The sequence below is a fragment of the Mycolicibacterium sichuanense genome (genome assembly GCF_033741125.1).
In the GTDB taxonomy this organism is placed as follows: domain Bacteria; phylum Actinomycetota; class Actinomycetes; order Mycobacteriales; family Mycobacteriaceae; genus Mycobacterium.
The window spans coordinates 270,902-296,028 of record NZ_JAWQPU010000006.1 but is presented as its reverse complement, the minus strand read 5'-3'; the positions used below and the strand labels follow the sequence as shown (position 1 = coordinate 296,028).

Genomic DNA, 25,127 nt, shown 5'->3' with positions numbered 1-25,127 from the left:
CACAACTCGTCGAAACTACCCAATCGAATCCCCATTGTCGGTCACCGCCGCGGCGGCAGCGGTACCTTCGTGCGGTGGAGAAGGTCATCCTCACCATTCGTGCCGCAGCGGGCGACGATGCGTGGTGCACGCGGCTGCGTACCGAGATCGCCGACGATCTGCTGTCGCTGGGTGCGCCTGGCGTGACCGTCAACGTGCGCGACGCGGCGGTCGAGCACTCGCTGATGACGCTGACGACGCTGGACCCGCCCGTGGTCGGGTTCGTCGGCATCTGGACCCAGCAGTCCTACGGCCCGCACGTGTTCGGCGCGCTGGAGCGGCTGGCCGGCGAATGCGAGCGCGTCGATGCCTACCTGGTGACCGAATCGGTGCCGCTGCCGCCACCGAGTCCCGTCGGCACCCGCACGCCGGGGTTCGCGAACGTCGCGCTGCTGCGCCGCCCCGCCGAACTGGACGAGCGAACCTGGCTCACCCGCTGGCACGTCGACCACACGCCGGTGGCCATCGCGACGCAGTCGACCTTCGGCTACACGCAGAATGCGGTGGTCCGCGCCCTCACGGCCGACGCGGCGCCCGTCGACGCCATCGTCGAGGAGCTGTTCCCGATCGAGGCCACCCATGACTTGCACGCCTTCTTCGGCGCCGCCGACGACGACGAGCTCAGCAACCGGATGACCCGCATGGTCGCCAGCACGTCGGCCTTCGGCGCCAACGCGAACGTCGACACCGTCCCGACCAGTCGCTACGTCCTGCGTTCCCCGTTCGGCGTCGAGGTGCCGGCATGAGGACGCCGGTATCGGCCCGGCGCCGCCGCCCAGTGCATACGCTGCCACCGTGCTGGTAGAGATCGACGACGCCAACGGCGTCCGGACCCTGGTGCTCAATCGACCCGAGGCGCTCAACGCGTTCAACGAGGCGCTGTACGACGCCACCACGATCGCTCTCCGGGAGGCCGACGAGGACCCGGCGGTCGCCGTCGTCCTACTGACGGGCGGCGGGCGGGCCTTCAGCGCGGGCAACGACCTGCTGGAGATGCAGGCCCGCATCACCGACCCGCAGTTCCGGTCGGGTCGGTACGGGTTTCCCGGCATGATCGAGACGCTCACGGCGCTGCGCAAGCCGCTGGTCCTGGCGGTCAACGGCGTCGGCGTTGGCATCGGCGCCACCATCCTCGGCTACGCCGACCTGGTCTTCATGTCGGCGACGGCGCGGTTGAAGTGCCCGTTCACCAGCCTGGGGGTGGCTCCGGAGGCCGCGTCGTCCTATCTGCTGCCGCAGCTCGTCGGCCGGCAGAACGCCGCGTGGATGCTGCTGTCCTCGGAGTGGATCGACGCCGAGCAGGCCAAGAGCATGGGGTTGGCGTGGCAGATCTGCGCGCCCGACGCCCTGCTGCCGGAGGCCCGTCGGCACGCGGAAGTGCTTGCGTCCCGGCCGATTCCCAGTCTGATCGCCGTCAAGCAGACCATGGTGGAGCCGACCCGTGCCGAGATCACGGCTGCGGCGGCACGCGAGTACGCGCAGTTCGCCGAGTTGCTCGGGGGAGTGGCCAACGCCGATGCACTGGCCGCGTTCGCGGATCGCCGCGCGTCCAGTTAACTCATCGCGTGCACGGGGCAGGCCGCGGCCGCCTCGATGATCGCGCGCACCGTGCGCTTGCACCGACCGCAATCGGTGCCCGCCCCGCAGGCGTCGGCGATCTGCCGTGACGTCGTTGCCCCCGATGCGACCAGGTCGGTGACGGTCTGACTGGTCACCCCCGTGCAGAGACAGACGAACACCGTTGACACCGCCTCGAAGTTGGTCGCGCCGCAGGTTTTCTGCCGACGCTCCGTCAGGTTAGCTCAGTCTACCCTTACTTAGGGCAGCCAGTCCATGCTTCGCTGCCGAACACGCCGAATTGGCCCCGGATCCTGCGCTGGGCGACGCCGATTGGACTAGGTTGAGGGGGCATTGGAGCCTCTCCTGGGCATCCGTGCGATACGCCCGTACGACCAGCCCCCGCACGGTGTCATAGGAGTAGTGAATGCAAGGCGATCTCGATGTCCTCAAGTTGCTCAACGAGCAGTTGACCAGCGAGCTGACTGCGATCAACCAGTACTTCCTGCACTCGAAGATGCAGGAGAACTGGGGTTTCACCGAGCTTGCCGCGCACACGCGCAAGGAGGCGTTCGAGGAGATGAACCACGCCGAGGCGATCACCGACCGGATCCTGTTGCTGGATGGCCTGCCCAACTACCAGCGGCTGTTCTCCCTCAAGGTGGGACAGACGCTGCGCGAGCAGTTCGAGGCCGATCTGACGATCGAGTACGACGTGATGGCGCGTCTCAAGCCCGGAGTGATCATGTGCCGGGAGAAGCAGGACTCGACGAGCGCCATCCTGCTCGAGGGCATCCTGGCCGACGAGGAGGGTCACATCGACTACCTCGAGACCCAGCTCGAGCTCATGGACAAGCTGGGTGAGGAGCTCTACTCGGCGCAGTGCGTGTCACGTCCGCCACAGTAGGCATTCCCACGTAACTATATAGCCTGTCTAAGCGACATGGTCTTGGGTGTGGTCATGCACCCGAGACCTCGGAGGGATGGGCATGTCGAGTCATTCTGGGCAGTCGGGAACCGCGACGGCGGATCCTGAGTCGGCCAACGCGCTGATCAGCCCGCAGCGACGCAACTTCATCTTCGTCGGCGTGCTGCTGGGCATGCTGCTGGCCGCCCTCGACCAGACCATCGTCGCCACCGCGCTGCCCACCGTCGTCGCCGACCTCGGTGGTGCCGGCCACCAGTCCTGGGTGGTGACGAGCTACCTGCTGGCCTCGACCATCGTCACGGCGATCGTCGGCAAGCTCGGCGATCTGTTCGGACGCAAGACGGTCTTCCAGGCGGCGGTGGTGTTCTTCCTGGCCGGGTCGGTGCTGTGCGGGCTGGCCAGCTCGATGAGCATGCTGGTGGCCTCGCGCGCGCTGCAGGGCATCGGCGGCGGTGCCCTGATGGTGACCGCGATGGCGGTCATCGGCGAGGTGATCCCACTGCGGGATCGAGGCCGCTACCAGGGTGCCCTCGGCGCAGTCTTCGGCGTGACGACCGTGATCGGGCCGCTGCTCGGCGGGTTCTTCACCGACCACCTGTCCTGGCGCTGGGCGTTCTGGGTGAACGTGCCCGTCGCCCTGGTCGTGCTGCTGGTCGGTGCCGCGGCGATCCCGCCGCTGGCGCGCACGGCCAAGCCGATCATCGACTACGCGGGCATCCTGTTCGTCGGGCTCGGCGCGTCGGGCCTTACCCTGGCGACGAGCTGGGGCGGCGGCGAGTACCCCTGGTCGTCACCGGTGATCATCGGGCTGTTCGTGGCGTCGGCCGCCGCGCTTGCCGTCTTCGTCCGGGTGGAGCTGCGCGCCGTCGAGCCGATCCTGCCCATCCGCCTGTTCGCCAGCCCAGTGTTCACGGTGTGCTGCATCCTCGGCTTCATCGTCGGCTTCGCGATGCTCGGCGCGCTGACGTTCATGCCGACGTTCATGCAGTTCGTCGACGGAGTGTCGGCCACCGAATCGGGGTTGCGCACGCTTCCGATGGTCGTGGGTCTGCTCCTGACGTCGATGAGCAGCGGCGCCACCGTCGGGCGAACCGGTCGCTACAAGGTGTTCCCGGTCGCCGGCACGGCCATCATGGCGCTGGCATTCTTCCTGCTGTCCGGCATGAACCAGACCACGCCGACCTGGCAGCAGTCGATCTACCTGTTCGTGCTCGGCACCGGGATCGGCCTGTGCATGCAGGTGCTCGTCCTCGTCGTGCAGAACACGTCGAGCTTCGCCGACCTCGGCGTCGCGACCTCCGGGGTCACGTTCTTCCGCACGATCGGAAGTTCCTTCGGCGCGGCGATCTTCGGCTCGCTGTTCGCCAACTTCCTGGCCGACGAGCTCGGCCCTGCGATGGCCACCAGCGGTGCACCCGCGCAGGCCGCCCAGTCACCCCAGGCGCTGCACCGGCTGGCCCCGGAGATGGCCAACCCGATCATCGATGCCTATGCCAACTCACTCGGCACGGTGTTCCTGTGCGCAGTTCCGGTGGCCGTCGTCGGCTTCGTGGTGGCGCTGTTCCTCAAGGAGATCCCGCTGCGCGAGATCGACGCCGCCTCCGCGACCGATCTCGGCGAGGGCTTCGGCATGCCAAGCACCGAATCGCCGGAGAAGATCCTCGAGGTCGCGATCGGCCGGATGTTCAGGGACTCGCCGGACATCCGGCTGCGCAGCCTGGCCGGCGGTCCCGGTTGTGAGCTGCCGGTCGCGCAGCTCTGGGCGCTGCTCCAGATCTACCGCAACAACCAGGTGTTCGGCTCGGCGACGCTGGCGGACATCGGCGAGCGCCTGCGGGTGCCGTACGAGGCCTTCGAGCCCGTGTTCGCCGACGTGGTGAACCGGGGTTTCGCGCTGAACACCGACGGCAAGCTGTTCCTCACCCAGGCGGGCCGCAATCAGGTCGACACGCTGTCGGCGGCCATCGTTGGACGGATCGTCGAGAAGCTGGCCACGTCGCCCAGCTTCGACGGGCGCCCGGACCGCGTCGAGGTGTACGCCGCGCTGGAGCGGATCGCCCACCGCATGCTGGTTCAGCGGGACTGGACCGACGCGCCGCAGGGGATGGCCACCGCTCGCTGAGACGGGAAACTAGAACGCGTTCCAGAACTGCGCTTGCGGGCGTAGCATGCGGCGATGAGCAGAATCGGGGACTTCGCCGACGACGACGCCGCCGCCTGGGTGACCAAGTCACCGGACATCGGGATGGCCATGGCGGGGTTCTCTCGCGCCGTCTACACCAAGAACCGGTTGCCGTTGCGGACTCGGGAGCTGGCCCGCATGGTGATCGCGCTGGACAACGAGTGCGTGGTGTGCCAGCACACCCGTGACTCGGCAGGTGCGGCCGCGGGCGTCGACGAGGACCTCTACGAGCACGCCGGCCAGTGGCGGACCTGGCCCGGGTATAGCCGGCAGGAGCGGATCGCCGCCGAGTTCGCGGACCGATTCGCCAAGGACCACACCGGTCTTCGCGACGACGAGGACTTCTGGGCGCGGTGTCGGGAGCAGTTCGATGACGAGCTGCTGGCCGATCTCGCGCTGTCCTGTGCGATGTGGTTGGGGATGGGCCGGATGCTGCGCACCCTCGACGTCGCACAGTCCTGCTCGATCACGCTGTAGCCCGCGGTCGACGCTCCTCGTGCAGAATGGGGGCATGCCAGCCAAACCGCTTGCTGCAGCGGCCATCGCACAGCTCGAGTCCGACGGAGTGGTCAGTCTCGTCGGAACCGTCGTCAACCCGGCCGGTCTCGTCCACGCCAAGACCGTCCCGCTCCGGCGGGTGGGGGCGTTCGCCGATCCGGGGCTGGGTGCGAGCCCGGTGTGGCACGTGTTCGCCATCGACCAGGCCGGCATCGTCGTCGGTGGGGACGTCGGCGTCGTCGGCGACCAGCGCATCAGGATCGACCTCGAGCAGCTGCGCACGCTCGGCGACGGCCTCGCCTGGGCGCCGGGATCATTCTTCGGCCAAGACGGGTCCCCCGATCCGCTCTGCGCGCGCGGCACGCTGGCCGCGGTGGTGGACCGCCTGGCCGCCACCGGCCTCGAGGCCATGGTCGGCCACGAGATGGAGTTCGTCCTCGTCGGGCCCGACGGCGCCCGGCTGCCCGCACACCTGTGGGCGCAGTACGGATTGGCCGGGGTGCTCGAATTCGAGGGCTTCGTCAAGGACGTGACCGAGGCGGCGACGAAGGCCGGTGTCGCCATCGAGCAGTTCCATCCGGAGTACGGCGCCAACCAGTTCGAGATATCGCTGGCGCCCGCGCCACCGGTGGCCGCCGCCGATCAGCTGGTGCTGCTGCGGATCATCGTCAGCCGGGTGGCCCGCCGGCACGGCCTGCGGGTCAGCCTGTCTCCGGTGCCGTTCGCGGGCGCCGTCGGATCTGGTGCGCATCAACACTTCTCACTGCTGCACGACGGCATCCCACTGTTCTCGGGTGGGCAGGGTGCGCGTGGGATGCGGGCGTCGGGCGAGGCCGCCGTCGCCGGCGTGCTCGCCGGGCTGCCGCAGGCTCAGGCCGTGCTGTGCGGTTCGATCCTGTCGGGGTTGCGCATGCAGCCGGGCAGTTGGTCGGGCGCGCGGGTCTGCTGGGGGACCGAGAACCGCGAGGCGGCGGTGCGGTTCCTCGACGGTGGTCCCGGCAACCCCTACGGCGCCAACGTCGAGGTCAAGGTCGTCGACCCGGCCGCGAACCCGTACTTCGCCACCGCGGCGATCCTCGGTCTCGCGCTCGACGGCATCGATCGCGAGCTCGCGCTGCCCCCGGAGACCACGGTCGATCCGGCTACCCTCACCGACCAGGAGCGCACCGCGGCAGGCATGGCGCTGCTGAGCGACAGCCAGTCCGTCGCCGTGGGAGCGCTCGACGAATCGTCGTTGCTGCGAGGCATTCTCGGTGATGCGGCGGTCGATGCGATCGTTGCCGTGCGCCGCTACGAGCACGAGAACTACGGCCAGCTGGCGCCCGAGGCGCTTGCGGAGAAGTTCCGGTTGGCCTGGAGCGTGTAGCGGCGGTCAGATCAAACCCGTCGCGTCGAAGATCCACGACATGTCGGCCGTCATCAGGTCTTCCATCCAGCTGGCGGGCGCGAAGGCCTGCAGCCCGGCCATGTCCCAGTAGTCCTTCCACAGCGTGATCTTGCCGTCGCGCACCTCGTGCACGCTGACGAACTTGAGCGTTGCCGTCTCGCCGGTGGACCACGTCCATGTCTCGGAGTGCTCGTACATGACGTGCGGGCCGTCGCTGAGCAGGAGACCGTCGTGATTCTCGTAGGACGCCAAGGGGGCGATGCCGATTCTCAGCCGCTTGACGATGTCGCCGGGACCCCGCGCCGCCAGCGCCGGGCCGGTGGGAACGTCGAGGTAGATGCAGTCCTCGGCGAGGAAGGTCTCGACCTCGTCCCAGTTGCGCGCCGACAGTGCCCTCCACAGCCCGCGGACCGGATCCTCAACCGACACTGGAGAACTCGCCTTGCTGCGCGGGAGTCGCCGGGCTGCGATGCGCGGCGCGCAAGAAGCGGCCGGTGCGCCGCCGACCCACCAGCTCGGTTGGCTCGCCGTCGAGGACCACTGCGCGGCCACCGACCAGGACCGCCGCCACCGCCTCCGGATTGCGGTTGACCATGCGCGACAGGCCGCCGTACTGCGGGACGGGCTCCTCGGCGTAGGCGTCGAGGCGGTCGTCGAGATGGGCTGGATCGACGATGACGACGTCGGCGCGGTCGCCGACGCGCAGATGGCCGGCGTCGAGGCGGTACCAGTCGGCCAGTTCGCCGGTCAGCCGGTGCACGGCTTGCTCGACGGTCATGAACGGCGTGCCTGCGGCCTGCGCGTCGCGGACGTGGCGCAACAACCGCAGACCCATGTTGTAGAACGCCATGTTGCGCAGGTGCGCACCGGCATCGGAGAACCCCATCTGCACACCGGGTTCGGCGGCCAGCTTCTTCAGCACCTCGGGCCGGTGGTTGGAGATGGTGGTGCGCCAGCGCAACGCCGTGCCGTGTTCGAGCACCAGGTCGAGGAAGGCGTCGACCGGGTGCAGCCCACCGCGGTCGAGCCCGACCCGCCCGAACGACTTACCGGTCACGCTGGGGTCCGGACACTCCACGATCTCGGCGTCGAAGAAGTCCCGATGCCACACCCGCATACCGAACTTCGCGTCGTAGTCCTTGCGGAACCGGCGGCGGTAGGCCTCGTCGCGGAGGAGTTCGTTGCGTTGGACCTCGTCACGCAGGTGCAGCGCGGCGGCGCCGGCGCCGAACTCCTCGAAGATCACCAGGTCGATGCCGTCGGCGTACACCTCGAACGGGACTGGCAGATGCTGCCAGCGGAAGTCGCCGCCGAGGCGGTTGACCAGCCGGGCGACGGGGCCGAGCACCTTGATCGCGACGGGATTGGACTTGACGTCGGCGGCCGAGAGCAGGCTGGTCTTCAGCGGATTGCGGAAGATCCCGAGCGACTGAGCCAGCTGCGACCCCAGGTTCAGCGGGTTCTCGATGTCGGGGCCGGACTGCAGCACGCGACCGGCCTTGCGCAGCAACGACTTCAACCTGCGCAATTCGCGGGGCTTGGCATAGGTCGACGGCAGCGTGCGGGAGCGGCAGACCTCGCCGTCGAGCTTGTCGAAGAGCAGCTGCATCGACGACATCCCGACGAATCCAGCCGCCAGGGCCTCGCTCAGCATGCGCTCCATCTCGGCTTGTTCGTCCCGGCTGGGCCGCTCGGTGTGCCGGGTGGCGCGGTCCAGACCCATGACGGCCGTGCGCATGTCCGAGTGCCCGATGAACGCCGCCAGGTTCGGCCCGAGCGGCAGACGCTCCAGCGCTGCGACGTACTCGTCGCACGTGCGCCACGTCTTGGCCGCGTCCACCGCGGCGATGACGTGCTCGCGGGGGATGGCCTCGACCCGGCCGAACAGGTCGCCGGCGTCGGTGCCGTCGACGTGAATGGTCGACAGCGAACACGAACCGAGCATCACCGTCGTCACCCCGTGGCGCAGTGACTCCGCAAGGGCCGGGCCGCCGAGGACCTCCACGTCGTAGTGGGTGTGGATGTCGAGCAGGCCCGGCAGTACCCAGCGGTCGGTCGCGTCGAGCACCCGGGGGCAGGCGGTGGCGTCGAGCGGGTTGGCCGAGATGGCGATCACGTGGCCGTCGCGGATGCCGACGTCGCGTACCGCGGACGGCGCGCCCGTGCCGTCGAACCAGCGGCCGTTGCGAATGATCGTGTCGTACGTCACTCGAGTCATCGAACAGCCGCTGGGCACCGCTGTCAACGAAATCGTGAACACTTCTCCAAGATTGTCTACTGCGGGTCCGGGCATGGGCGTCCTGCCGGTGACGCCAGGACGTGGAGGATCGCCGTCGCAGACGTCTCCCATCGCCAGTTCACGATCGCCGGGCATACTCGGCTGGGTGACTCCCTTGCAGCGCTACATCGCCGAAGAGATCGCAACCGACCACGTCGACGGTCTGATGTCCCGGCGGGAGGCCATGCGCCGGTTGGCCCTCATCGGGGTCGGCGCCACTGCGGCGTCGGCGTTGATCGCCGCCTGTGGCGACGGTGGCAAGTCCGGCAAGGGCACCCCGACGGCTGAGGCGCCGGTCACCTCGACCGGGGCGGCGACGGAGAAGGCGCCGCCGCCGGGCATCGAGAACGCGCTGCAGACCGAGCCGGTCACCTGGGCCGGGCCGCGGGGCGAGCTCCAGGGGGCCTGGGCGGCGGCCGAATCCCCACGGGGCGCGGTGCTCGTCATCCACGAGAACAAGGGGCTCACCGACTGGGTGCGTTCGGTGGCGGGCCGGTTCGCCGGCATCGGCTACTCGGCCCTGGCCATCGACCTGCTCTCCGGAGCGGGCGGCACCGCGACGTTCGCCGATCCCGCCGAGGCCACTGCCGCGTTGAGCAAGATCGCGCCGCAGGACTTCGTCGCCGACATGGCCTCGGGCGTCGCCGAACTGCAGCGGCGCACGCCCGGCGTGAAGGTGGCGGCCGTCGGCTTCTGCATGGGTGGCGGACTGGTGTGGCAATTTCTGGCGGCAGGGGAGCCGCAACTGGCGGCCGCGGTGCCCTTCTACGGTCCCCTGCCCGACGGGGCGGACTTCGCTGGCTCCAAGGACGTTGCGGTGCTGGCGTTCTACGGCTCGGAGGACGCCAGGGTCACCGGTACCAAGGATGCCGCGCAGCAGGCCCTCGACAAGGCTGGGGTGGTCAACCAGCTCGTCGTCGAGCCCGGCGCCAACCACGCCTTCTTCAACGACACCGGCGATCGCTACGATCCGACGGCCGCGGCCGACGCCTGGCAGAAGACCCAGGACTGGTTCGGCAAGTACGTCGGCTAGGCCGCCCACCGCTGTTCACGGCCCGTTGGGGTGACCGTTCACCCCAGGTTCTCCTCGCGCACACCGGCTTCCGTTCTGATGAGTCATGCGGGTCGTGCAGGTGGCGAATTTCTACGGCCCGCGCTCCGGTGGGCTGCGCACGGCCGTGGACCGGTTGGGCGCGGAATACTGCGCGCTCGGACACGAGGTGTACCTGGTGGTCCCCGGACCGGGCGCCGACCGCCAGCTGATGCAATCCGGTGTTCATCGAATTGCATTGCCCGCCAGGCAGATTCCCTTCACCGGCGGCTACCGCGCGGTGCTGCCGGGTCCGATCACGGCGCTGCTGGCCGACCTGCGGCCCGACGCGCTGGAGGTGTCCGATCGACTCACGTTGCGCTCGCTTGGGCCGTGGGGGCGTCGGCATGACGTCGCGACGGTGATGATCTCCCACGAGCGATTGGATCGCCTCGCTGGACAGTTCCTGCCACGCCGCGTCGCCAGGGCGGTCGCGGACGTCGCCAACCGCCGGACCGCGGCCAACTACGACGCGGTCGTGTGCACGACGGCGTTCGCACGGGAGGAATTCGACCGGATCGGCGCGCCCAACGTCATGACCGTGCCGCTGGGCGTCGACCTCGAGCAGTTCCATCCACGACGGCGGTCGGCCCACGTCCGCAGCCGGTGGGCCACGCCGGCGCAGACACTGCTGGTGCACTGTGGGCGGCTGTCGGTGGAGAAGCATGCCCACCGCAGCATCGATGCCGTTGCCGCCCTTCGCGATGGCGGTGTCGACGCCCGGCTCGTCGTGGTCGGTGAGGGGCCACTGCGGGCCAGACTGGAGCGCCAGGCCGCCCGACTGCCGGTGGCGTTCACCGGCTTCATCGGATGCCGCGACACGGTGGCGTCGATCCTGGCCTCGGCCGACGTCGCGTTGGCGCCCGGGCCGCACGAGACGTTCGGCCTTGCCGCGCTGGAGGCCCTGGCCTGCGGGACGCCGGCCGTCGCGTCCCGGACGTCGGCACTCGCCGAGATCCTCACCGCCGACAGCGGGGCCGCGGCCGACAACGATCCCGACGCCATCGCCGCGGCGGTGACGTCGGTGATCAGCAGGCCGGAGTCGAGCCGGCGGACCAGCGCCCGCCGTCGTGCCGAGCAGTTCTCCTGGCCCATCTCGGCGGCCGGGATGCTGACCGCACTGGGCGCGAACGGGCCACTCACGCACTAGGTCGTCGGCACGGGGCACCCTGGTGCTCATCGACGAGCGCGTGCTGCGGTGAGGTGAACCGAACCCGGCCCGCGCCCGTGTCAATCGTGCAAGCCCGCCAACGGAAGAGGACACCATGACCAAGCTCGGCTCGCTGCTCGTGGCGCTACTGTCGATCGGCGCCCTACTCACCGCGTGCAGCAGCACGCACCCGTCGCAGACGAGCTACGGCGGCTCGTCCACGTCGGCACCGGCACCGGCACCTGCATCGACACCGGTCGCGGGACCGGCAATCACCATCTCCGGGATGGCCTTCGGCGCTCCCATCACCGTGTCACCGGGTGCGACGATCACCGTCGTCAACGACGACACCGTCGAACACTCCGTCACGTCCAATCCCAAGGGCGCCTTCGACACCCACGTCGACGGGGGCGCGAGCAAGACGTTCACCGCACCGACCGAGCCGGGAACGTACCCCTTCACCTGCGTCTACCACCCGTCCATGACGGGAACGCTGGTCGTTTCCTAGGCCGACCGCGGTTTGACGGGGCGAGATCTGGGGCACTCGCGCAATCAGCGAGTACGTCAATTCATGACGTGCCAGTAGCCGAAGGAGCCCGACATGGGTAACAACTCCGTCGTCCTGATCGTCGTGGCCGTCGTCGTCGTCCTGCTGTTGATCCTGGTCTTCGCCTTCATGGCGCGCAGTGCCCGCGACAAGAGGCGCCGCGCCGAGGCCGACCGCATCCGCGAGGAGGTGCGCGAGGAGGCCAGCCGGGTCGAGAAGCGCGAAGCCATCGCCGCCGAAACCGAGGCAAGGGCCCGCGCTGCCGCCGCCGAAGCCGAGGCGAAGGCAGCCGAGGCCGCGCGATTGCGGGATCGGGCCGCCAGCCACCGCGACGAGGCGTCGTCGTCGCGCGAGCACCTCGACGCGAAGTCGCAGCGCGCCGACGAGCTCGATCCGCGCCGCAAGGACGACGCCGACGACGCGCGAGCAGACGCCGAGAAGGAGCGCGCCGATCGCGACGAGCCCGTCGTCGCGGAGCCCCGGCACGAGCAGCAGCACCGGGTGGTCAACTAGCGGCTACCGGGCCGGAGGAGTCCACGCGACCGGCAGGCGCTTGATGCCGTGGATGAAGGCAGACTGCAATCGCGCGGGCTCCTCGGTGGCGGTCAGGTCGGGCACGCGCTGGTGCAGTTCCTCGAACACCACCGTGATCTCCCGGCGCGCGAGGTTCGCCCCCAAGCAGAAGTGCGCGCCGCCGCCACCGAATCCGACGTGTGGATTGGGATGGCGCCGGACGTCGAACGTCCACGGATCGTCGAACTTCGCCTCGTCTCGGTTGGCCGATCCGTACCAGAGGGACACCTTGTCACCCGGGGCCAAGCGCACCCCGCTGAGTTCTGTCTCGCGGGTCACGGTCCGGCGCATGTACGCCACCGGCGACGCCCACCGCACGATCTCCTCGACCGCGGTCGGGGCTACGGCGTCGTAGTCACTCCACCAGACCTCGCGTTGTTCGGGATGGCGGCTCAACGCCAGGACGCCGTGGCTGATGGCGTTGCGCGTGGTCTCGTTGCCGGCGACCACGAGCAGGATGAAGAAGGACGCCACCTCCGCCGAGGTGAGTCGTTCGCCGTCGAGTTCGGCCTGCACCAGGCTGGTGGTGAGGTCCTCACCCGGGTCGGCGCGGCGATCGTCGGCCAGCGCGGCGGCGTACGCGCCGATGTCCATGGCCACCTTGACGAACTCGTCGAAGTCGGCGGTGATCTCGGGATCGCCGAAGCCGAGGATGACGTTGGTCCACCGGAACACGTCGAGATGATCCTTCTCGGGGATGCCCATCATGTCGCAGATGATCTGCAGCGGAAGGGGTCCCGCGAGGTCGCGGACCAATTCACCGCTGCCGTCCGGGTTGTCGACGATCATCGCCTCGACCAGTCGCCTGGCGCGGTCGCGAACGGAATCCTCGATGCGGGCCAGCACCCGCGGGGTGAAGGCACTCCTGACGATGTTGCGCAGCCGGGTATGGCGCGGGTCGTCCAGCGCGATCATCGAGCCGAAGTACTCGGCCAGTTCCGGGGTTTGGTCACCGATCACGATGCCCTGGGCGGAGCTGAAGATCTCGGGGTGACGGCTGGCGTGGAAGACGTCGTCGTAGCGCGTCACCGCCCAGTGCCCCCGGCCCTGCTCGAAGCCGTCTTGGACGAACTCCGGGTGATGCGACACCGGCGCCTCGCGACGCAGGGTGGCGAAGGCACCGTCGCGAACCTCGTCGTCGAGCGCCCAGAAGTCCCAGGACCCCAGGTTGACGTCGGCAAGCGGCACGTCCGGTGGTGCGGAGCCATTGACCCTGGTCGTGATGCCCACAGAACCCCACCTCACCGTCGAAAGTGCGTCGAGGCCGAGCGTAGCGTCACGGCCTGGCTTCGTGACCCGTTCTGCCGTGGGTGCGTCGGTCGTCCTTCATCTTCGCCTCGAAGACGTGGCGCTGGCCTGCCATCAACTCGTCGCGCACCCGACGCTCGAGGTCGCGGAATTGGGACCAGTAGCCGTCGTCGAACTCCTCGACGATTTGAAAGGTCCAGCGTCCGTAGAGGACGTTGCGGCCGACGAGGTCGGTCTCGAGGCGTTCGGCGACCTCGCCGTGGCCCGCCTCCCGGAGCGCGTCGCACGCCTCACCCAGCGTCAGGTCCGCATGACCCATCAGTTGGTGAAACGAGTAGAGATGACCACGCGCGCGTTCGACGTACTCCAGCGCCTCGGAGACCTTGCCGGCCGCCGCGATCGTGTCGTCGTCAACGCCCTCGGGCCGTCGCCCGAGCGCGCCGTCGGTGTCGTCGTTGCTCACGGTGGCTAGGTACCCGGGGACCTGGGCCCCCAACCCCCGGCCGGTTGCCCCGATGGCCTGCGCTGGGCGGTGGGCCTGTGCTAGCACTCAATCGTGCGCAACCCACATGCAGGGCAACCGTTTACGACCTCCGACGCCGAGATCGCCGACGCGCTGCTGGACGTCAGCATCCCGACGCTGCTGCTGTCGCTGGTCCACATGGCCGGCGATCCGTCGATCATCCGCGGTGCGCTCAAGCCGGCCGGGCTGTTCCTCAACGAGGTGCAGGGCTTCATGTCCGAGGAGGACAAGGCGGCGGCCCGCGCCCTGGCGCTCGAGGTGATCGCCGACTACCGCGACCGCGGCTGCCCCGAGCCGGAGCCGGTGGGCCCCGAACTGCTCAAGGAGATGATGGAGTGGCTCGTCTGCGAGCCCGTGCCCGACGAATACGTGCCGCTGTTGCTCGAGGAGATGGAGCTGGATGGCACCGACGCGCGGGCGGTCAGTGGCGCGGGCGGTGACGCCCGGGCCGAGTTCGGGGTCGTCGTGATCGGCTGCGGCGAGTCCGGCCTGCTCGCCGGCATCCGGCTGAAGGAGGCGGGCATCCCGTTCACCATCGTCGAGAAGAACGCCGGCCCCGGCGGGACGTGGTATCAGAACACCTATCCCGGAGCGCGGGTCGACGTCGGTAACCACTTCTACTGCTACAGCTTCGAGCCCACCGACCAGTGGACGCACTTCTTCGCCGAGCAGCCCGAATTGCAGGCCTACTTCCAGCGCGTGATGGACGACCACGACGTCGGCCGGCACGTCCGCTGGCACACCGAGGTCACCGATGCCGCCTGGGACCAGGGCAGCGCGACGTGGACGGTCCGGACCCGCGACGCCGACGGAACCGTCGACGTGCTGACGGCCAGGGCGGTGATCAGTGCCGTCGGGCAACTCGACCGGCCCCACGTGCCGGCCATTCCCGGCCGAGACACGTTCGGCGGACCGGTCTTTCACTCTGCCGAGTGGGATCACGACGTCGAACTGCGCGGCAAGCACGTCGCTCTGATCGGCGCGGGCGCCAGCGGCTTCCAGATCGCGCCGGCGATCGCCGAGGACGTCGCCCGCCTGACCGTCTTCCAGCGCACCGCGCAGTGGATGTTCCCCAACCCGAACTATCACGAGCCGGTCGGCGCGGGTGTGCGATGGGCGCTGCGGCACCTGCCGTTCTACGGCCGGTGGTACCGCTTCCTGCTGTTCTGGCCGGGCTGCGACAAGGGGCTCGAGGCGGCGCGGGTCGACCCCGACCATCCCGAGCAGCAGCGCGCGGTCAGCGAGATCAACGAGCTGACCCGGGTGGTATTCACCCAGTGGATCGAGAGCCAGCTCGGCGACGATCCAGAGCTGGCGGCCAAGGTGATCCCGGACTACCCGGCAACCGGAAAGCGGACGCTGCAGGACAACGGCAGCTGGCTGCGCACGCTCACCCGCGACGACGTCGAGCTGGTGCGCACGCCGATCGACCACATCGACGCCGACGCCGTCGTCACTGCCGACGGAGCCCGCCATCGCGCCGACGTCCTCGTGTTCGCGACGGGGTTCCGCGCCACCGAGATGCTGTGGCCCATGACGATCACCGGACGCGACGGCCGCGATCTGCGCACGCAGTGGGGTCAACGCCCCGCCGCCCTTCTCGGCATCACCGTGCCCGGATTCCCGAACTTCTTCTGCATGTACGGGCCAGGCACCAACCTCGCCAGCGGCGGCAGCCTGATCTTCCACTCGGAGTGCCAGATGCGCTACATCTCTCAGTGCCTCGAGCATCTGATCGCCGACGGGCACCGGTCCATGGAACCCCGTCAGGACATCACCGACGAATGGGTGCGCCGCAGCCAGCAGGAGATGCGGACCCTGGTGTGGTCGCAGCCCTCGATCGAGCACTCGTTCTACAAGAACTCCCACGGCGAGGTGTACTCGCTGAGCCCATGGCGGTTGGTCGACTACTGGGCGTGGACGCGCCGGCCCGATCCGGCGGACTTCGTCTTCGGCTGAGTGTCTTCTCTCCAAAGATGCTGGTGTACAGACGAATTGATGTCAATCGGCCTCGACGACGGCCTTGATCCGTTCCAGTGTCTTGCGCATGTCGCGGACGTTGCGCCGCTTGCGCAGTTGACCACCGAACAGACCGAACACGGTGGTCATCAGGCCCTCGGTCATCCGAAACGACTCGGTGACCTCGGTGCCACCGGCCACCGGGGTGAATCGGTAGTGCCAATTGTTGACCGGCCGGCCGCCGAGTAGGACCTCGAAGCCGAACTCACTGCCCGGTTCGCAGGCCGTCACGCGACAGGTCGTCCAGTAGACCGGCCCGATCTCGTTGCGCCTGACGTGGCCGCGGAAGGTCGCCCCAAGCGCGGGACCCGTCGCCCCGTCCAGCCATTCCGCCTCGAAGGTCTCGGGGGAGAACTTGCCGGTGTTGCGGACGTCGGCGACCAGGTCCCACACCTTTCGTGGGGGAGCGGCCATCGTGACGCTGACCGAAGCCTGCATGTCGGGACCTGCCTTCCGCGTTGGCGAACCGCAATCGCCGTCACCCTATCGCCGACGCAGGCGGCACCGGTGGGTTCGACCGCTCGCGTAACCGATTGCACCCGGGGGGACACTGGGTGAGGTGAAGATTCGATTCGGCGTCGGGCTCGGCGCGGGCCCAGAGTCCAGTCCAGCTCGATTGCCGCACCTCGTCGACCGGCTCGAGGAAGCCGGCATCGACTCCCTGTGGTTCTCGGAGCTGGTCTACACCGATGCCGTCGACCCGTTCGTCGGCATGGCCTATGCGCTGGCCAGGACGACCAACCTCAAGGTCGGCACGTCGGTGGTCATCCTGCCCGGGCGGCACCCGGTGCTGGTCGCCAAGACGTTGGCGTCGATGGCGGTGCTGGCACCCAAGCGGGTGCTGCCCGTGTTCGGGCTGCGCTCGGCCATTCCCGCCGAGCGCAACCTGTTCGTCGTGCCCGACGGCCGGCGGGCTGCGGTGTTCGACGAATCGCTGCGACTGCTCCGGGCAGCACTGGCCAGCCAGGGTGTCGACTTCGCCGGAGAGTTCTTCACCGCCAACGCGGTCGCCGTCGGGCCCAGGACGGAGAAACCGCTCGACATCTGGCTGGGCGGTTCGGCGCCCGCCGCGTTCCGGCGCATCGGGCAGTTCGCCGACGGCTGGCTGGGCAGCTTCCTCACCCCCGAGGAGGCGCGACGGGGACGCGAAGCCATCGAAACTGCCGCCGCGGAGGCCGGACGGACCGTCGAACCCGACCACTACGGCGTCAACGTGGCCGTCGCCGAGCACGGCCTCGCCGAGGACGTGCTGGCAGCCATCCGCAAACGCCGGCCCGACGTCGACCCGACCGAGCTGATCGCCGACGGCTGGCCGCGACTGCACCGCATGATCGACGGTTACCTGGAGGCGGGGCTGACCAAGTTCGTGATCCGGCCCGCCGACGGGACCGACATCGACGCGTTCGTGGACCGTTTCGCGGCCGAACTGCTGCCCAGAGAGAACTGATTCGGTCGCGTACTCGGCGCTGGTCCTGGCCGCAATGGCTGGACGCACCTCGTGAATACAGCAAACCGGGTGCGACGTCGCGCCCGCGGTCGCCCGGTGATTTGGGCGGTGGGAGACGCGGTCAGGGCGTCGGGACTTACGATTGGATGACGCATAGGGGGCGCACAGCGAAGCGATTGGCTGAGGTGTTCCGCAGTCGGGTAGTCTCTCCGAATTGCGAAGACGTACGGGGGAGGCTCTTGAGCAAGTGGAGCCGCTGACGACACTCGACCAGACGCCGAAGGCTGAATTTTGCCAGACACAACGAGCAAGACCCAGGGGCTGAAGCCCCACTTCGACGACGTGCAGGCGCACTACGACCTGTCCGACGACTTCTTCCGACTCTTCCTGGATCCGACCCAGACCTACAGTTGCGCGTACTTCGAGCGCGACGACATGACGCTGGAAGAGGCGCAGATCGCCAAGATCGATCTGTCGCTCGGCAAGCTGGGTCTCGAGCCCGGAATGACGCTGCTGGACATCGGCTGCGGCTGGGGCGCCACCCTGAAACGGGCCACCGAGCGCCATGACGTGAACGTCGTCGGCCTCACGCTGAGCCGCAACCAGCAAGCCCACGTCGAGAAGCTGCTCGCGAATTCCGACAGCCCGCGCAGCAAGGAGGTGCGGCTGCAGGGGTGGGAGCAGTTCGACGGCCAGGTCGACCGCATCGTCTCGATCGGCGCCTTCGAACACTTCGGCAGCGACCGTTACGACGACTTCTTCAAGATGGCCTACGCTGCGCTACCCGACGACGGCGTGATGCTGCTGCACACCATCATCAAGCCGAGCGACGCGGAATTCGCCGAGCGCAAGCTGCCGCTGACGATGAACAAGCTCAAGTTCTTCAAGTTCATCATGGACGAGATCTTCCCGGGCGGAGAGTTGCCCAAGGTCGAGGACGTCGAGAAGCACGCCACCGCAGCGGGCTTCGAGCTCACCAGGGTCCAGCCGCTGCGCCTGCACTACGCGCGCACGCTGCAGATCTGGGCCGCGGCTCTGGAGTCGCGCAAGGACGAGGCCATCGCCATCCAGTCCCAAGAGGTCTACGACCGCTACATGCGCTACCTCACCGGCTGCGCGGAGCTGTTCACCGAGGGCTACACCGACATCGCGCAGTTCACCCTCGTGAAGGGCTGAGACCGCACTCCGAGGCCTCACTTCGACGGGGGCCGCCGTCCAGGCGGCCCCATCTCGCCGCCCGCGGCGTCGCGTCGCCGGGCCGCCATGCCGGCCAGCGCCTCGAACACCACCCGGTGGGCCGCGTTGACGGTGAGTTCGGCGTGGTCGTAGGCGGGGGAGACCTCGACGACGTCGACGCCTGCCACGTCGTGCTCGTAACAGAGTTGGCGCACCATCCTGAGCAGGTCGACGCTGGTGATGCCGCCCGGTTCAGGGGTGCCCGTCCCCGGGGCGTGCGCCGGATCCAGGACGTCGATGTCGACCGACAGGTACAGCTTGTCGGCCTTGGCCAGCGCCTCGCCGACTGCGTCGACCATCACGGCCTTGAAGCCGCGCTCCCAGATCTCCTGCATGGTGTGCCACACCATGCCCTGTTCCTGCATCCACTCGAAGGTGTCCTGGGGCGGCCAGTAGCCCCGCAACCCGACCTGGACGAAGTGGGTGCCCGGCACCGCCCCCGATTCGATGAGCCGCCTCATCGGCGTGCCGTGACTGGCCAGGTTCCCGTCGATGATGTCGGCGGTGTCGGCGTGAGCGTCGAAGTGCACGATGCCGACGTTGCCGTAGCCGTGCACGTCGGCCACGGCGGTGGCCGAGGGCCAGGTGATGGAGTGATCCCCGCCGAGCACGACCGGCACGATGCCGCGCGAGGCGACCGCGTGCACGCGCTCCTTGATGTTCTGGTGGGACACCTCGGTCATCCCGTGCGGGCAGAAGGCGTCGCCGAAGTCCACGACCTCCAGCCAGTCGAAGATCTCCAGGCCGAGGTCCATGTGATAGGTGCCGGGTTCGTATGCCGTGGCGCGGATGGCGCGCGGACCGAAGCGGGCGCCGGGCCGGTTCGTGGTGGCGACGTCGAACGGGGCGCCGACGATCGCGACGTCGGGTCGCCACGACTCGAGCTGCTCCACCTCGGTGAGGAACGGCCGATGCCCGAACGTCGCCAACCCGGAGTACGGCAGGTCGATCTGCTCGGCCATCCCCGGCGGCAGCTCGCGGTGCGGTTCAGCGGCGTGTCCGTGTCCGTGGTCGTGCCCGTGCCCGTGACTCATGCGCTGACAGTACCGCCATCGGCGTCGTTGCGTCCTTGACCCGCAACGGAAGTCAGGGCCGCTCGAAGCCTGGGTGGCACCTCGCGCTTGGTCCAGTCCGCGGTCGAGACGACGACGTAGACGTTGCGCCCCCGCACCACCGAGACCTCGGCCCCGTCGTCGTCGCGGCGCCGGACGTCGAACTGCAACGTGAAACTGGTCCGGCCCGTCGACGCGCACCAGGTCTGCACCCGCACCGCGTCGCGCCACCGAACGGGCGCGAGATAGTCGATCTCGGCGTGCACCACCTGCACGTCGAGCTGCCAGCCGGCGAACTCGGTGAACGGCAGGCCCACGTGATCGAAGAAGGCCGTGGACGCCTCGTCGAACCACGTCAGGTAGTGGCCGTTGAACACCACGCCCTGCTGGTCGACTTCGGCATAGCGCGGCACGATGGGCAGGGAGAAGGGTTCGCTCACGTGCAACACCCTAGGATTTCCTCCCGTGAGCACCCCCGACCCGCGGCTGATCACGGTCGACGACGTCCGCGCGGCAGCCGACCGGATCCGCGGGCTGGTCGTACGCACCCCGCTGGTGCCCGCCCCCTGGGGTGACCCGGACCGTCCGCTGTGGCTCAAGCCGGAGAGCCTGCAGGCGATCGGCGCCTTCAAGGTGCGTGGGGCGTTCAACGCCATCGCGCGCCTCGACGAAGCCACCCGTGCCAGGGGGGTGGTGGCCTACTCCAGCGGGAACCACGCCCAGGCCGTGGCGTACGCGGCGGCGCACTACGGAATCGGCGCGCACATCGTCATGCCGGCCGAGACGCCGCGGGTCAAGATCGAGGCGACCCGCAGTCACGGGGCCGAGGTCGTGCTGTGCGACGCCGGTCAGCGCGAGCAGGTGGCCGACGAGGTGGTGGCCAGGACCGGGGCGGTGCTGATCCCGCCGTTCGACCATCCCGACGTCATCGCCGGACAGGGCACGATCGGGCTGGAGATCGCCGAGGACCTTCCCGACGTCGCCGCCGTCATCGTCCCGGTCAGCGGAGGAGGACTGGCCTCGGGCATCGGCACTGCCATCGAGGCGCTCGCGCCACAGGCCGCGGTGCTCGGCGCCGAACCGGAGCTCGCCGCCGACACCGCCGAGAGCCTGGCAGCCGGACACCGCGTCGACTGGTCGATCGCCGACCGCAACCGCACCATCGCCGACGGGCTCCGTTCACAGCCCTCGGAGCTCACCTTCGCTCATCTTCGACGGCTGCTCGACGGGTTGATCACGGTGTCGGAGAACGAAATTCGGCACGCCGTCCGCGAACTCGCGCTGCACGCCCACCTGGTGTCCGAGCCCAGCGGCGCCACCGCGCTGGCTGCCTACCGGCGCGCGCAGACTCCGCCGGGGCCGACGGTGGTCGTCGTCTCGGGCGGCAACGTCGAGCCGGCGCTGCTGGTTCAGATCCTCACCGGCTGAACGTCACCAGGCCAGGATGAGGGGTGAGGCCACCGTGCAGCCCCGCTGCGCCGCATGCGCCCAGGCGTCTTGCTCGGCGGCGGCCCTGAGCAGCCTGCGCCGTCCGGTCCAGCCACAGGAACACCTGCCCGTGGTGTGGCAGAAGCCGAGCAGGTGGACGTAGACCACGCCCGCTTCGGGGCCTTCTTCGACCGGTGCCGGCGTCTCCGGGTCGAGCACGAGTGGCGCTGTGGACATGATCCTCCTTCGCCGACCCGCCCGACCGCGTCGTACCCGGGCGTACCCATAGCCAACTAGTCTCGATCTTCGCCCAGCATGGGGTCGGATTCGGTCTACGTCAGGTCACGAATCGGCCAAGCCTCGACGGGGGTGTCCGGGGTCGGCACGGGTCAGTGCACGCCCTCCATCAGCCGGGTCACTCGGCCGCTGAACGCCAGCGTCACGCACCCCACCGCGATGGCGACGACGCCGAGGATGCCGAAGTACGCGAATTCCTCGCTCGGGTCGTAGAAGCCGGCCAGCACGCCGGACATCGACGTGCCGAGACCGACGGAGAAGAAGTACAGCGCCATCATCTGCGCCCGGAACGCCTGCGGAGCGAGCTTGGTGGTCACCGACAGTCCGATCGGCGAGATCATCAGTTCGGAGACCGCGAACACGGCCAGGATGGCCGCGACCAGCAGTGCGGGGACGGCCTTGCCGGTGGTGCCGGCCATCGGCAGGAACAGCAGGAACGCGAAGCCCATGCCGATGACGCCGTAGGCGAACTTGCGCGGGGTGGTGGGCGCGCGGTTGCCCAGCCGGGTCCACATCGCGGCGAACAACGGCGACAGCAGGATGATCCACACGGGTTCGATCGAGCCGATCCAGCTCGATGGCGCCGTCCACCCGAAGATCGACCAGTTCATCCGCTCGTCGGAGTACACCGCGAGCACCGTGAAGATCTGCTGGAACAGCGACCAGAACACCGCATTGGCTATGAAGAGCGGGATGAACGCCGTCACCCTGGTCTTCTCCGTCGGTTCGACCTTCGGGCTGCGCAGCATCACGACGAAGTAGGTGATCGAGGCGACCACGATGACGCCGGTGGTGACCTGCGAGAGGTTCGCCAACGTGACCAGGCCAAGCAGGAACGTCGCCACGACGACGACGATCACGACGACGAGGGCACCCGCGTACATCGCGATCCGGTCGTGCGGCAGCGGGTTCGGGACCTCCCGGCCGTGCGTGCCCAGATTGCGCCGGAACACGACGTAATGGCCGAGACCGAGCGCCATGCCGACCGCGGCGGCACCGAAGCCCCAATGGAAGCCGACGTTGGTCTGCAGCAGCCCGGTGATCAGCGGGCCGACGAACGCCCCGAGGTTGACCCCGAGGTAGAAGAGGGTGAAGCCGCCGTCGGCGCGGGCGTCGCCCTTCTCGTAGAGCGTGCCGAGAAGCGACGACGCATTGGCCTTCAACGCGCCCGAGCCCAGCGCGACCAGGGTCAGTCCAGCCCCCACGCCCGCGAGTCCGGGCAGGATGGCCAACGCGATGTGCCCCAGCATCACCACCACACCGCCGTAGAACACGGTGCGTTCCATGCCGAGCAGACGGTCGGCCACCCAGCCGCCGAGCACGGTCGACAGGTACACCAGCCCGCCGTACGCGCCGACGATGCCGGTTCCGGTGGCCTGGGGCAGCCCCAGTCCACCGTCGGTGACCTGGTAATAGAGGTAGTACCCGAGGATCGTGAGCATCCCGTAGAACGAGAACCGCTCCCACATCTCGACCCCGAACAAGTTGACCAACCCGATCGGGTGACCGAACACCGTCCGCTCCGCCTGTCGCCCTTCCGCCATGCGGCCACCCTGCCACGCGCGGGGTCTACATCGACGACTTCGCCGTACCCCCGGCGCGCCCGACCCCGCGGAAACGGGTAGTCTCGCCCGCGATGGTCCTCCACGCTGGTGCTTCCCGAGCGTGGCCGCGCCGCGGGTCCGAAGGCACGCAGGCAGACGCGGTCCTCGGTTTGTCGATGACTCCCACGTCCGTTGGCTTGGTGCTGGTCGAGGGACAGGACGCCGACGGCGCGACGATGGACCGCGACACGTTCGCGGTCGCCGACGACGGCATCCAGTCTCCCGAGCAGGCTGCCGCGGCGGTCCTGCGCACCGAGGCGTTGGCGGCCGACCGCGGGGTTCGCCTGCACTCCATCGGCGTGACCTGGAGCGAGGACGCCGACGTGGAGGCCTCGATGCTCATCGAGTCGCTTTCGGAATCGGGCTTCGACAACGTCGTGGCGATCCGCATGCCCGAGGCCACCGAGGCACTGGCGCGTGGCGTCGCCGAGGTGCTCGGATATGCGACCACCGCTGTGTGCGTGATCGAACCCGAATCGGTGATCGCGTTGATCGTCAACACCAGCGACGGTGCCGTGCAGACGGCGTTCAACCACGCGATCGACTCCGACGCCGCCCTCATCGGCTGGCTGAGCACGGTGTTCACCCGCGCCGACTGGGCGCCGGAGGCGTTGGTCGTCGTCGGTTCGGCCGGGGACTTCGAACCGCTCCTGCACGATCTCGAGGACGCACTGTCGGTCCCGGTGTTCGCGCCCGAGGAGGCCAAGCTGGCGCTCGCGCGCGGTGCGGCGCTGGCGTCGGCGCAGGCCACCGACGCCCCGCTGGACTCCTACGACGAGGGTTTCACCGTCCCGGCCCGCATCGCCGGCTCCGGACGCCACTGCATCTTCGCGCCCGGCTCGCAATACCGCCGCACGCTGGCGAGCACCGGGCCGGTGGCCATGCTCGCCACGGGCATGGTGACGTTCGTGGTGTCGGTGTCGATCGCGATCAGCCTGCAGCTGGCACCCGATCGGCCCGCCCAGCGCAGCGCGCCGGTCCCCGCCGCACAGACCGAGATCCCGCAGGCGGTGCCCCCGGCGCTGCCCCCGCCCGTCGCCGTTCCGCCCGTGGTGGAGGCCGCGCCGCCGCCGGCTCCGGAAGCCGCGCCGCCGGTGTCCGACGAACCGCCGGTGGCCGTCGTCGACACTCCCGCCGAGGCGCCGGCGCTCGACGAGGCGCCTGCCGCAGCCCAGGATCCCGCGCTCGCGCCGCCGGTCGACCCGGCACCGCTGGCCCCTCCGGCCGATGCCGCCCTCACCCCGCCTGCGGACCCGGCCATCGCCCCGCCGGTCACCGGAGGCGGGCCGATGGACCCCGCGTACAACAGCACCGAGACCGCGCCCAAGAAGCCGGGCATCTGGACCCGCATCAAAGAGAAGCTGACGCCCGGACCCGGATAGTTTGACGACACCCCCGCCCGCCGCCGACGCTCGTCGCGGGGTGCTGCGCGTGGCGCTGCGGACGACGATCGTGCTGGCCGTGGTGCTGGCCCTGCTCGCGGTGGAGCTCACCTCGCGATCCGGTGTGTGGTGGCGGCTGGTGACCTTCACCTATCAGGCCAACGTGCTCGCCGCGGCGTACTACGCCTGGACGCTGATCACCCCCCGCGCCGACGCCCGTACCGGACTGCGCGGCGCCGTCGTGCTCTACGTCCTGGTGGCCGGTCTGGTGTGGAATCTGCTGCTGACCGGGCGCAGCATGGGTTACACGCCGTCGAACTTCCTGTTGCACGTCGTCGTTCCGATCCTCGCCCTCGCCGACTGGCTGCTGATCGGCCGGGGAATCAGTACGGGCAAGTGGTGGCAGCCGCTGGTGTGGCTGCTCTATCCCGCCGCCTACCTGGGGTTGGCGCTGGTGGTGCTCAACCGGCTGGGCCGGCGCGCGCCGTACTACTTCCTGGATCCGGCCAGCGTTGGCACGGGCGCGGTCGCCGTGAACGTCACGTTGCTCGCCGTCGGATTCGTCGGCTTGGGTTACTCGTTGCTGGCGCTGGCCCGCCCGAGGTCGGCTAACGTCTAGCTCTCCCGAGCCGAACTACTATTGAGGCACACTCGATTCCCCG

Annotated in this window: 26 protein-coding genes; 16 read left to right on the top strand and 10 right to left on the bottom strand. The window is 69.0% G+C overall.

The features are described 5' to 3' along the window. Positions 1-74: 74 nt before the first annotated feature. Both SBI80_RS19830 and SBI80_RS19825 read left to right on the top strand, forming a co-directional pair. Positions 75-785, top strand: a complete 711-nt coding sequence (locus SBI80_RS19830; RefSeq protein WP_318976508.1) for an EthD domain-containing protein — start codon at positions 75-77, stop codon at positions 783-785. A gap of 49 nt (positions 786-834) precedes the next feature. Next, positions 835-1,596, top strand: coding sequence for an enoyl-CoA hydratase/isomerase family protein (locus tag SBI80_RS19825; protein ID WP_318976507.1), 762 nt, complete (start codon positions 835-837; stop codon positions 1,594-1,596). Here SBI80_RS19825 and SBI80_RS19820 read toward each other — a convergent pair. Next, entirely contained in the window at positions 1,593-1,778 is a 186-nt protein-coding gene (locus tag SBI80_RS19820) for a (2Fe-2S)-binding protein (protein ID WP_318976698.1), read from the bottom strand. The two genes, SBI80_RS19825 and SBI80_RS19820, sit on opposite strands and share 4 nt — an antisense overlap. Before the next feature lie 245 nt (positions 1,779-2,023). Here SBI80_RS19820 and bfr point away from each other — a divergent pair, with 245 nt between their 5' ends. The 4 genes from bfr to SBI80_RS19800 all read left to right on the top strand — a co-directional run bounded on the left by bfr (position 2,024) and on the right by SBI80_RS19800 (position 6,570). After that, the gene (gene bfr, locus SBI80_RS19815) at positions 2,024-2,503 is read left to right on the top strand and encodes a bacterioferritin (protein ID WP_318976506.1); all 480 of its coding nucleotides are present in this window, start codon (positions 2,024-2,026) and stop codon (positions 2,501-2,503) included. A 76-nt stretch (positions 2,504-2,579) separates the two neighbouring features. Further along, positions 2,580-4,646, top strand: a complete 2,067-nt coding sequence (locus tag SBI80_RS19810) for an MDR family MFS transporter (RefSeq protein WP_413232755.1) — start codon at positions 2,580-2,582, stop codon at positions 4,644-4,646. Positions 4,647-4,700: 54 nt separating this feature from the next. After that, positions 4,701-5,183 (top strand): carboxymuconolactone decarboxylase family protein, encoded by a 483-nt coding sequence (locus SBI80_RS19805; protein WP_318976504.1) that lies wholly within the window; start codon positions 4,701-4,703, stop codon positions 5,181-5,183. 34 nt (positions 5,184-5,217) lie between these two features. Beyond that, complete coding sequence (locus tag SBI80_RS19800) at positions 5,218-6,570, top strand: type I glutamate--ammonia ligase (protein WP_318976503.1); 1,353 nt, start codon at positions 5,218-5,220, stop codon at positions 6,568-6,570. Positions 6,571-6,576: 6 nt separating this feature from the next. Here SBI80_RS19800 and SBI80_RS19795 read toward each other — a convergent pair whose 3' ends face one another. After that, positions 6,577-7,020, bottom strand: coding sequence for a nuclear transport factor 2 family protein (locus tag SBI80_RS19795; protein ID WP_318976502.1), 444 nt, complete (start codon positions 7,018-7,020; stop codon positions 6,577-6,579). Beyond that, the gene (locus SBI80_RS19790; RefSeq protein WP_318976501.1) at positions 7,010-8,809 is read right to left on the bottom strand and encodes an N-acyl-D-amino-acid deacylase family protein; all 1,800 of its coding nucleotides are present in this window, start codon (positions 8,807-8,809) and stop codon (positions 7,010-7,012) included. The genes SBI80_RS19795 and SBI80_RS19790 overlap by 11 nt, the downstream gene beginning before the upstream one ends. Positions 8,810-8,975: 166 nt before the next feature. On the opposite strand from SBI80_RS19790, the gene SBI80_RS19785 reads away from it, so the two are divergent. The 4 genes from SBI80_RS19785 (at position 8,976) to SBI80_RS19770 (ending at position 12,169) form a co-directional block, all read left to right on the top strand. After that, complete coding sequence (locus SBI80_RS19785; protein WP_318976500.1) at positions 8,976-9,902, top strand: dienelactone hydrolase family protein; 927 nt, start codon at positions 8,976-8,978, stop codon at positions 9,900-9,902. 85 nt (positions 9,903-9,987) lie between these two features. Then, positions 9,988-11,109, top strand: a complete 1,122-nt coding sequence (locus SBI80_RS19780; protein ID WP_318976499.1) for a glycosyltransferase — start codon at positions 9,988-9,990, stop codon at positions 11,107-11,109. A 115-nt stretch (positions 11,110-11,224) separates the two neighbouring features. Continuing rightward, entirely contained in the window at positions 11,225-11,617 is a 393-nt protein-coding gene (locus SBI80_RS19775; protein ID WP_318976498.1) for a cupredoxin domain-containing protein, read from the top strand. 93 nt (positions 11,618-11,710) lie between these two features. Then, complete coding sequence (locus tag SBI80_RS19770) at positions 11,711-12,169, top strand: hypothetical protein (RefSeq protein WP_318976497.1); 459 nt, start codon at positions 11,711-11,713, stop codon at positions 12,167-12,169. Positions 12,170-12,172: 3 nt separating this feature from the next. Here the strand turns inward: SBI80_RS19770 and SBI80_RS19765 are convergent, their stop codons facing one another. Beyond that, positions 12,173-13,459 (bottom strand): cytochrome P450, encoded by a 1,287-nt coding sequence (locus tag SBI80_RS19765; RefSeq protein ID WP_318976496.1) that lies wholly within the window; start codon positions 13,457-13,459, stop codon positions 12,173-12,175. 46 nt (positions 13,460-13,505) lie between these two features. Then, on the bottom strand, positions 13,506-13,940 hold the full coding sequence (locus SBI80_RS19760; RefSeq protein WP_318976495.1) for a hypothetical protein: 435 nt from the start codon (positions 13,938-13,940) through the stop codon (positions 13,506-13,508). Between the two features lie 93 nt (positions 13,941-14,033). Here SBI80_RS19760 and SBI80_RS19755 point away from each other — a divergent pair, with 93 nt between their 5' ends. Further along, entirely contained in the window at positions 14,034-15,959 is a 1,926-nt protein-coding gene (locus tag SBI80_RS19755; RefSeq protein ID WP_318976494.1) for a flavin-containing monooxygenase, read from the top strand. 42 nt (positions 15,960-16,001) lie between these two features. Here SBI80_RS19755 and SBI80_RS19750 read toward each other — a convergent pair whose 3' ends face one another. Beyond that, positions 16,002-16,457 (bottom strand): SRPBCC family protein, encoded by a 456-nt coding sequence (locus SBI80_RS19750; protein ID WP_318976493.1) that lies wholly within the window; start codon positions 16,455-16,457, stop codon positions 16,002-16,004. Positions 16,458-16,578: 121 nt separating this feature from the next. Between SBI80_RS19750 and SBI80_RS19745 the strand changes: the two genes are divergently transcribed. Then, complete coding sequence (locus SBI80_RS19745) at positions 16,579-17,466, top strand: TIGR03854 family LLM class F420-dependent oxidoreductase (protein ID WP_318976492.1); 888 nt, start codon at positions 16,579-16,581, stop codon at positions 17,464-17,466. A gap of 291 nt (positions 17,467-17,757) precedes the next feature. Next, positions 17,758-18,642 (top strand): cyclopropane mycolic acid synthase family methyltransferase, encoded by an 885-nt coding sequence (locus SBI80_RS19740; RefSeq protein ID WP_318976491.1) that lies wholly within the window; start codon positions 17,758-17,760, stop codon positions 18,640-18,642. Positions 18,643-18,659: 17 nt separating this feature from the next. On the opposite strand, the gene speB is transcribed toward SBI80_RS19740, so the two are convergent. Both speB and SBI80_RS19730 read right to left on the bottom strand, forming a co-directional pair. Further along, positions 18,660-19,664 carry an agmatinase gene (gene speB / locus SBI80_RS19735; protein ID WP_318976697.1) on the bottom strand — a complete coding sequence of 335 codons (1,005 nt, stop codon included), beginning with the start codon at positions 19,662-19,664 and terminating at the stop codon, positions 18,660-18,662. Positions 19,665-19,732: 68 nt separating this feature from the next. Continuing rightward, positions 19,733-20,194, bottom strand: coding sequence for an acyl-CoA thioesterase (locus SBI80_RS19730; protein ID WP_413232754.1), 462 nt, complete (start codon positions 20,192-20,194; stop codon positions 19,733-19,735). A gap of 25 nt (positions 20,195-20,219) precedes the next feature. On the opposite strand from SBI80_RS19730, the gene SBI80_RS19725 reads away from it, so the two are divergent. Then, positions 20,220-21,182 (top strand): threonine ammonia-lyase, encoded by a 963-nt coding sequence (locus SBI80_RS19725; protein ID WP_318976490.1) that lies wholly within the window; start codon positions 20,220-20,222, stop codon positions 21,180-21,182. 3 nt (positions 21,183-21,185) lie between these two features. Here the strand turns inward: SBI80_RS19725 and SBI80_RS19720 are convergent, their stop codons facing one another. Continuing rightward, positions 21,186-21,419, bottom strand: a complete 234-nt coding sequence (locus SBI80_RS19720; RefSeq protein ID WP_318976489.1) for a hypothetical protein — start codon at positions 21,417-21,419, stop codon at positions 21,186-21,188. 152 nt (positions 21,420-21,571) lie between these two features. After that, a complete protein-coding gene (locus tag SBI80_RS19715; protein ID WP_318976488.1) occupies positions 21,572-23,023 on the bottom strand; it encodes a peptide MFS transporter in 1,452 nt (483 codons plus the stop codon). Positions 23,024-23,115: 92 nt separating this feature from the next. Between SBI80_RS19715 and SBI80_RS19710 the strand changes: the two genes are divergently transcribed. Then, a complete protein-coding gene (locus tag SBI80_RS19710) occupies positions 23,116-24,465 on the top strand; it encodes a DUF7159 family protein (RefSeq protein ID WP_489685608.1) in 1,350 nt (449 codons plus the stop codon). Between the two features lies 1 nt (position 24,466). Further along, positions 24,467-25,084, top strand: a complete 618-nt coding sequence (locus SBI80_RS19705; RefSeq protein ID WP_318976486.1) for a Pr6Pr family membrane protein — start codon at positions 24,467-24,469, stop codon at positions 25,082-25,084. The last annotated feature ends 43 nt before the right edge of the window (positions 25,085-25,127 follow it).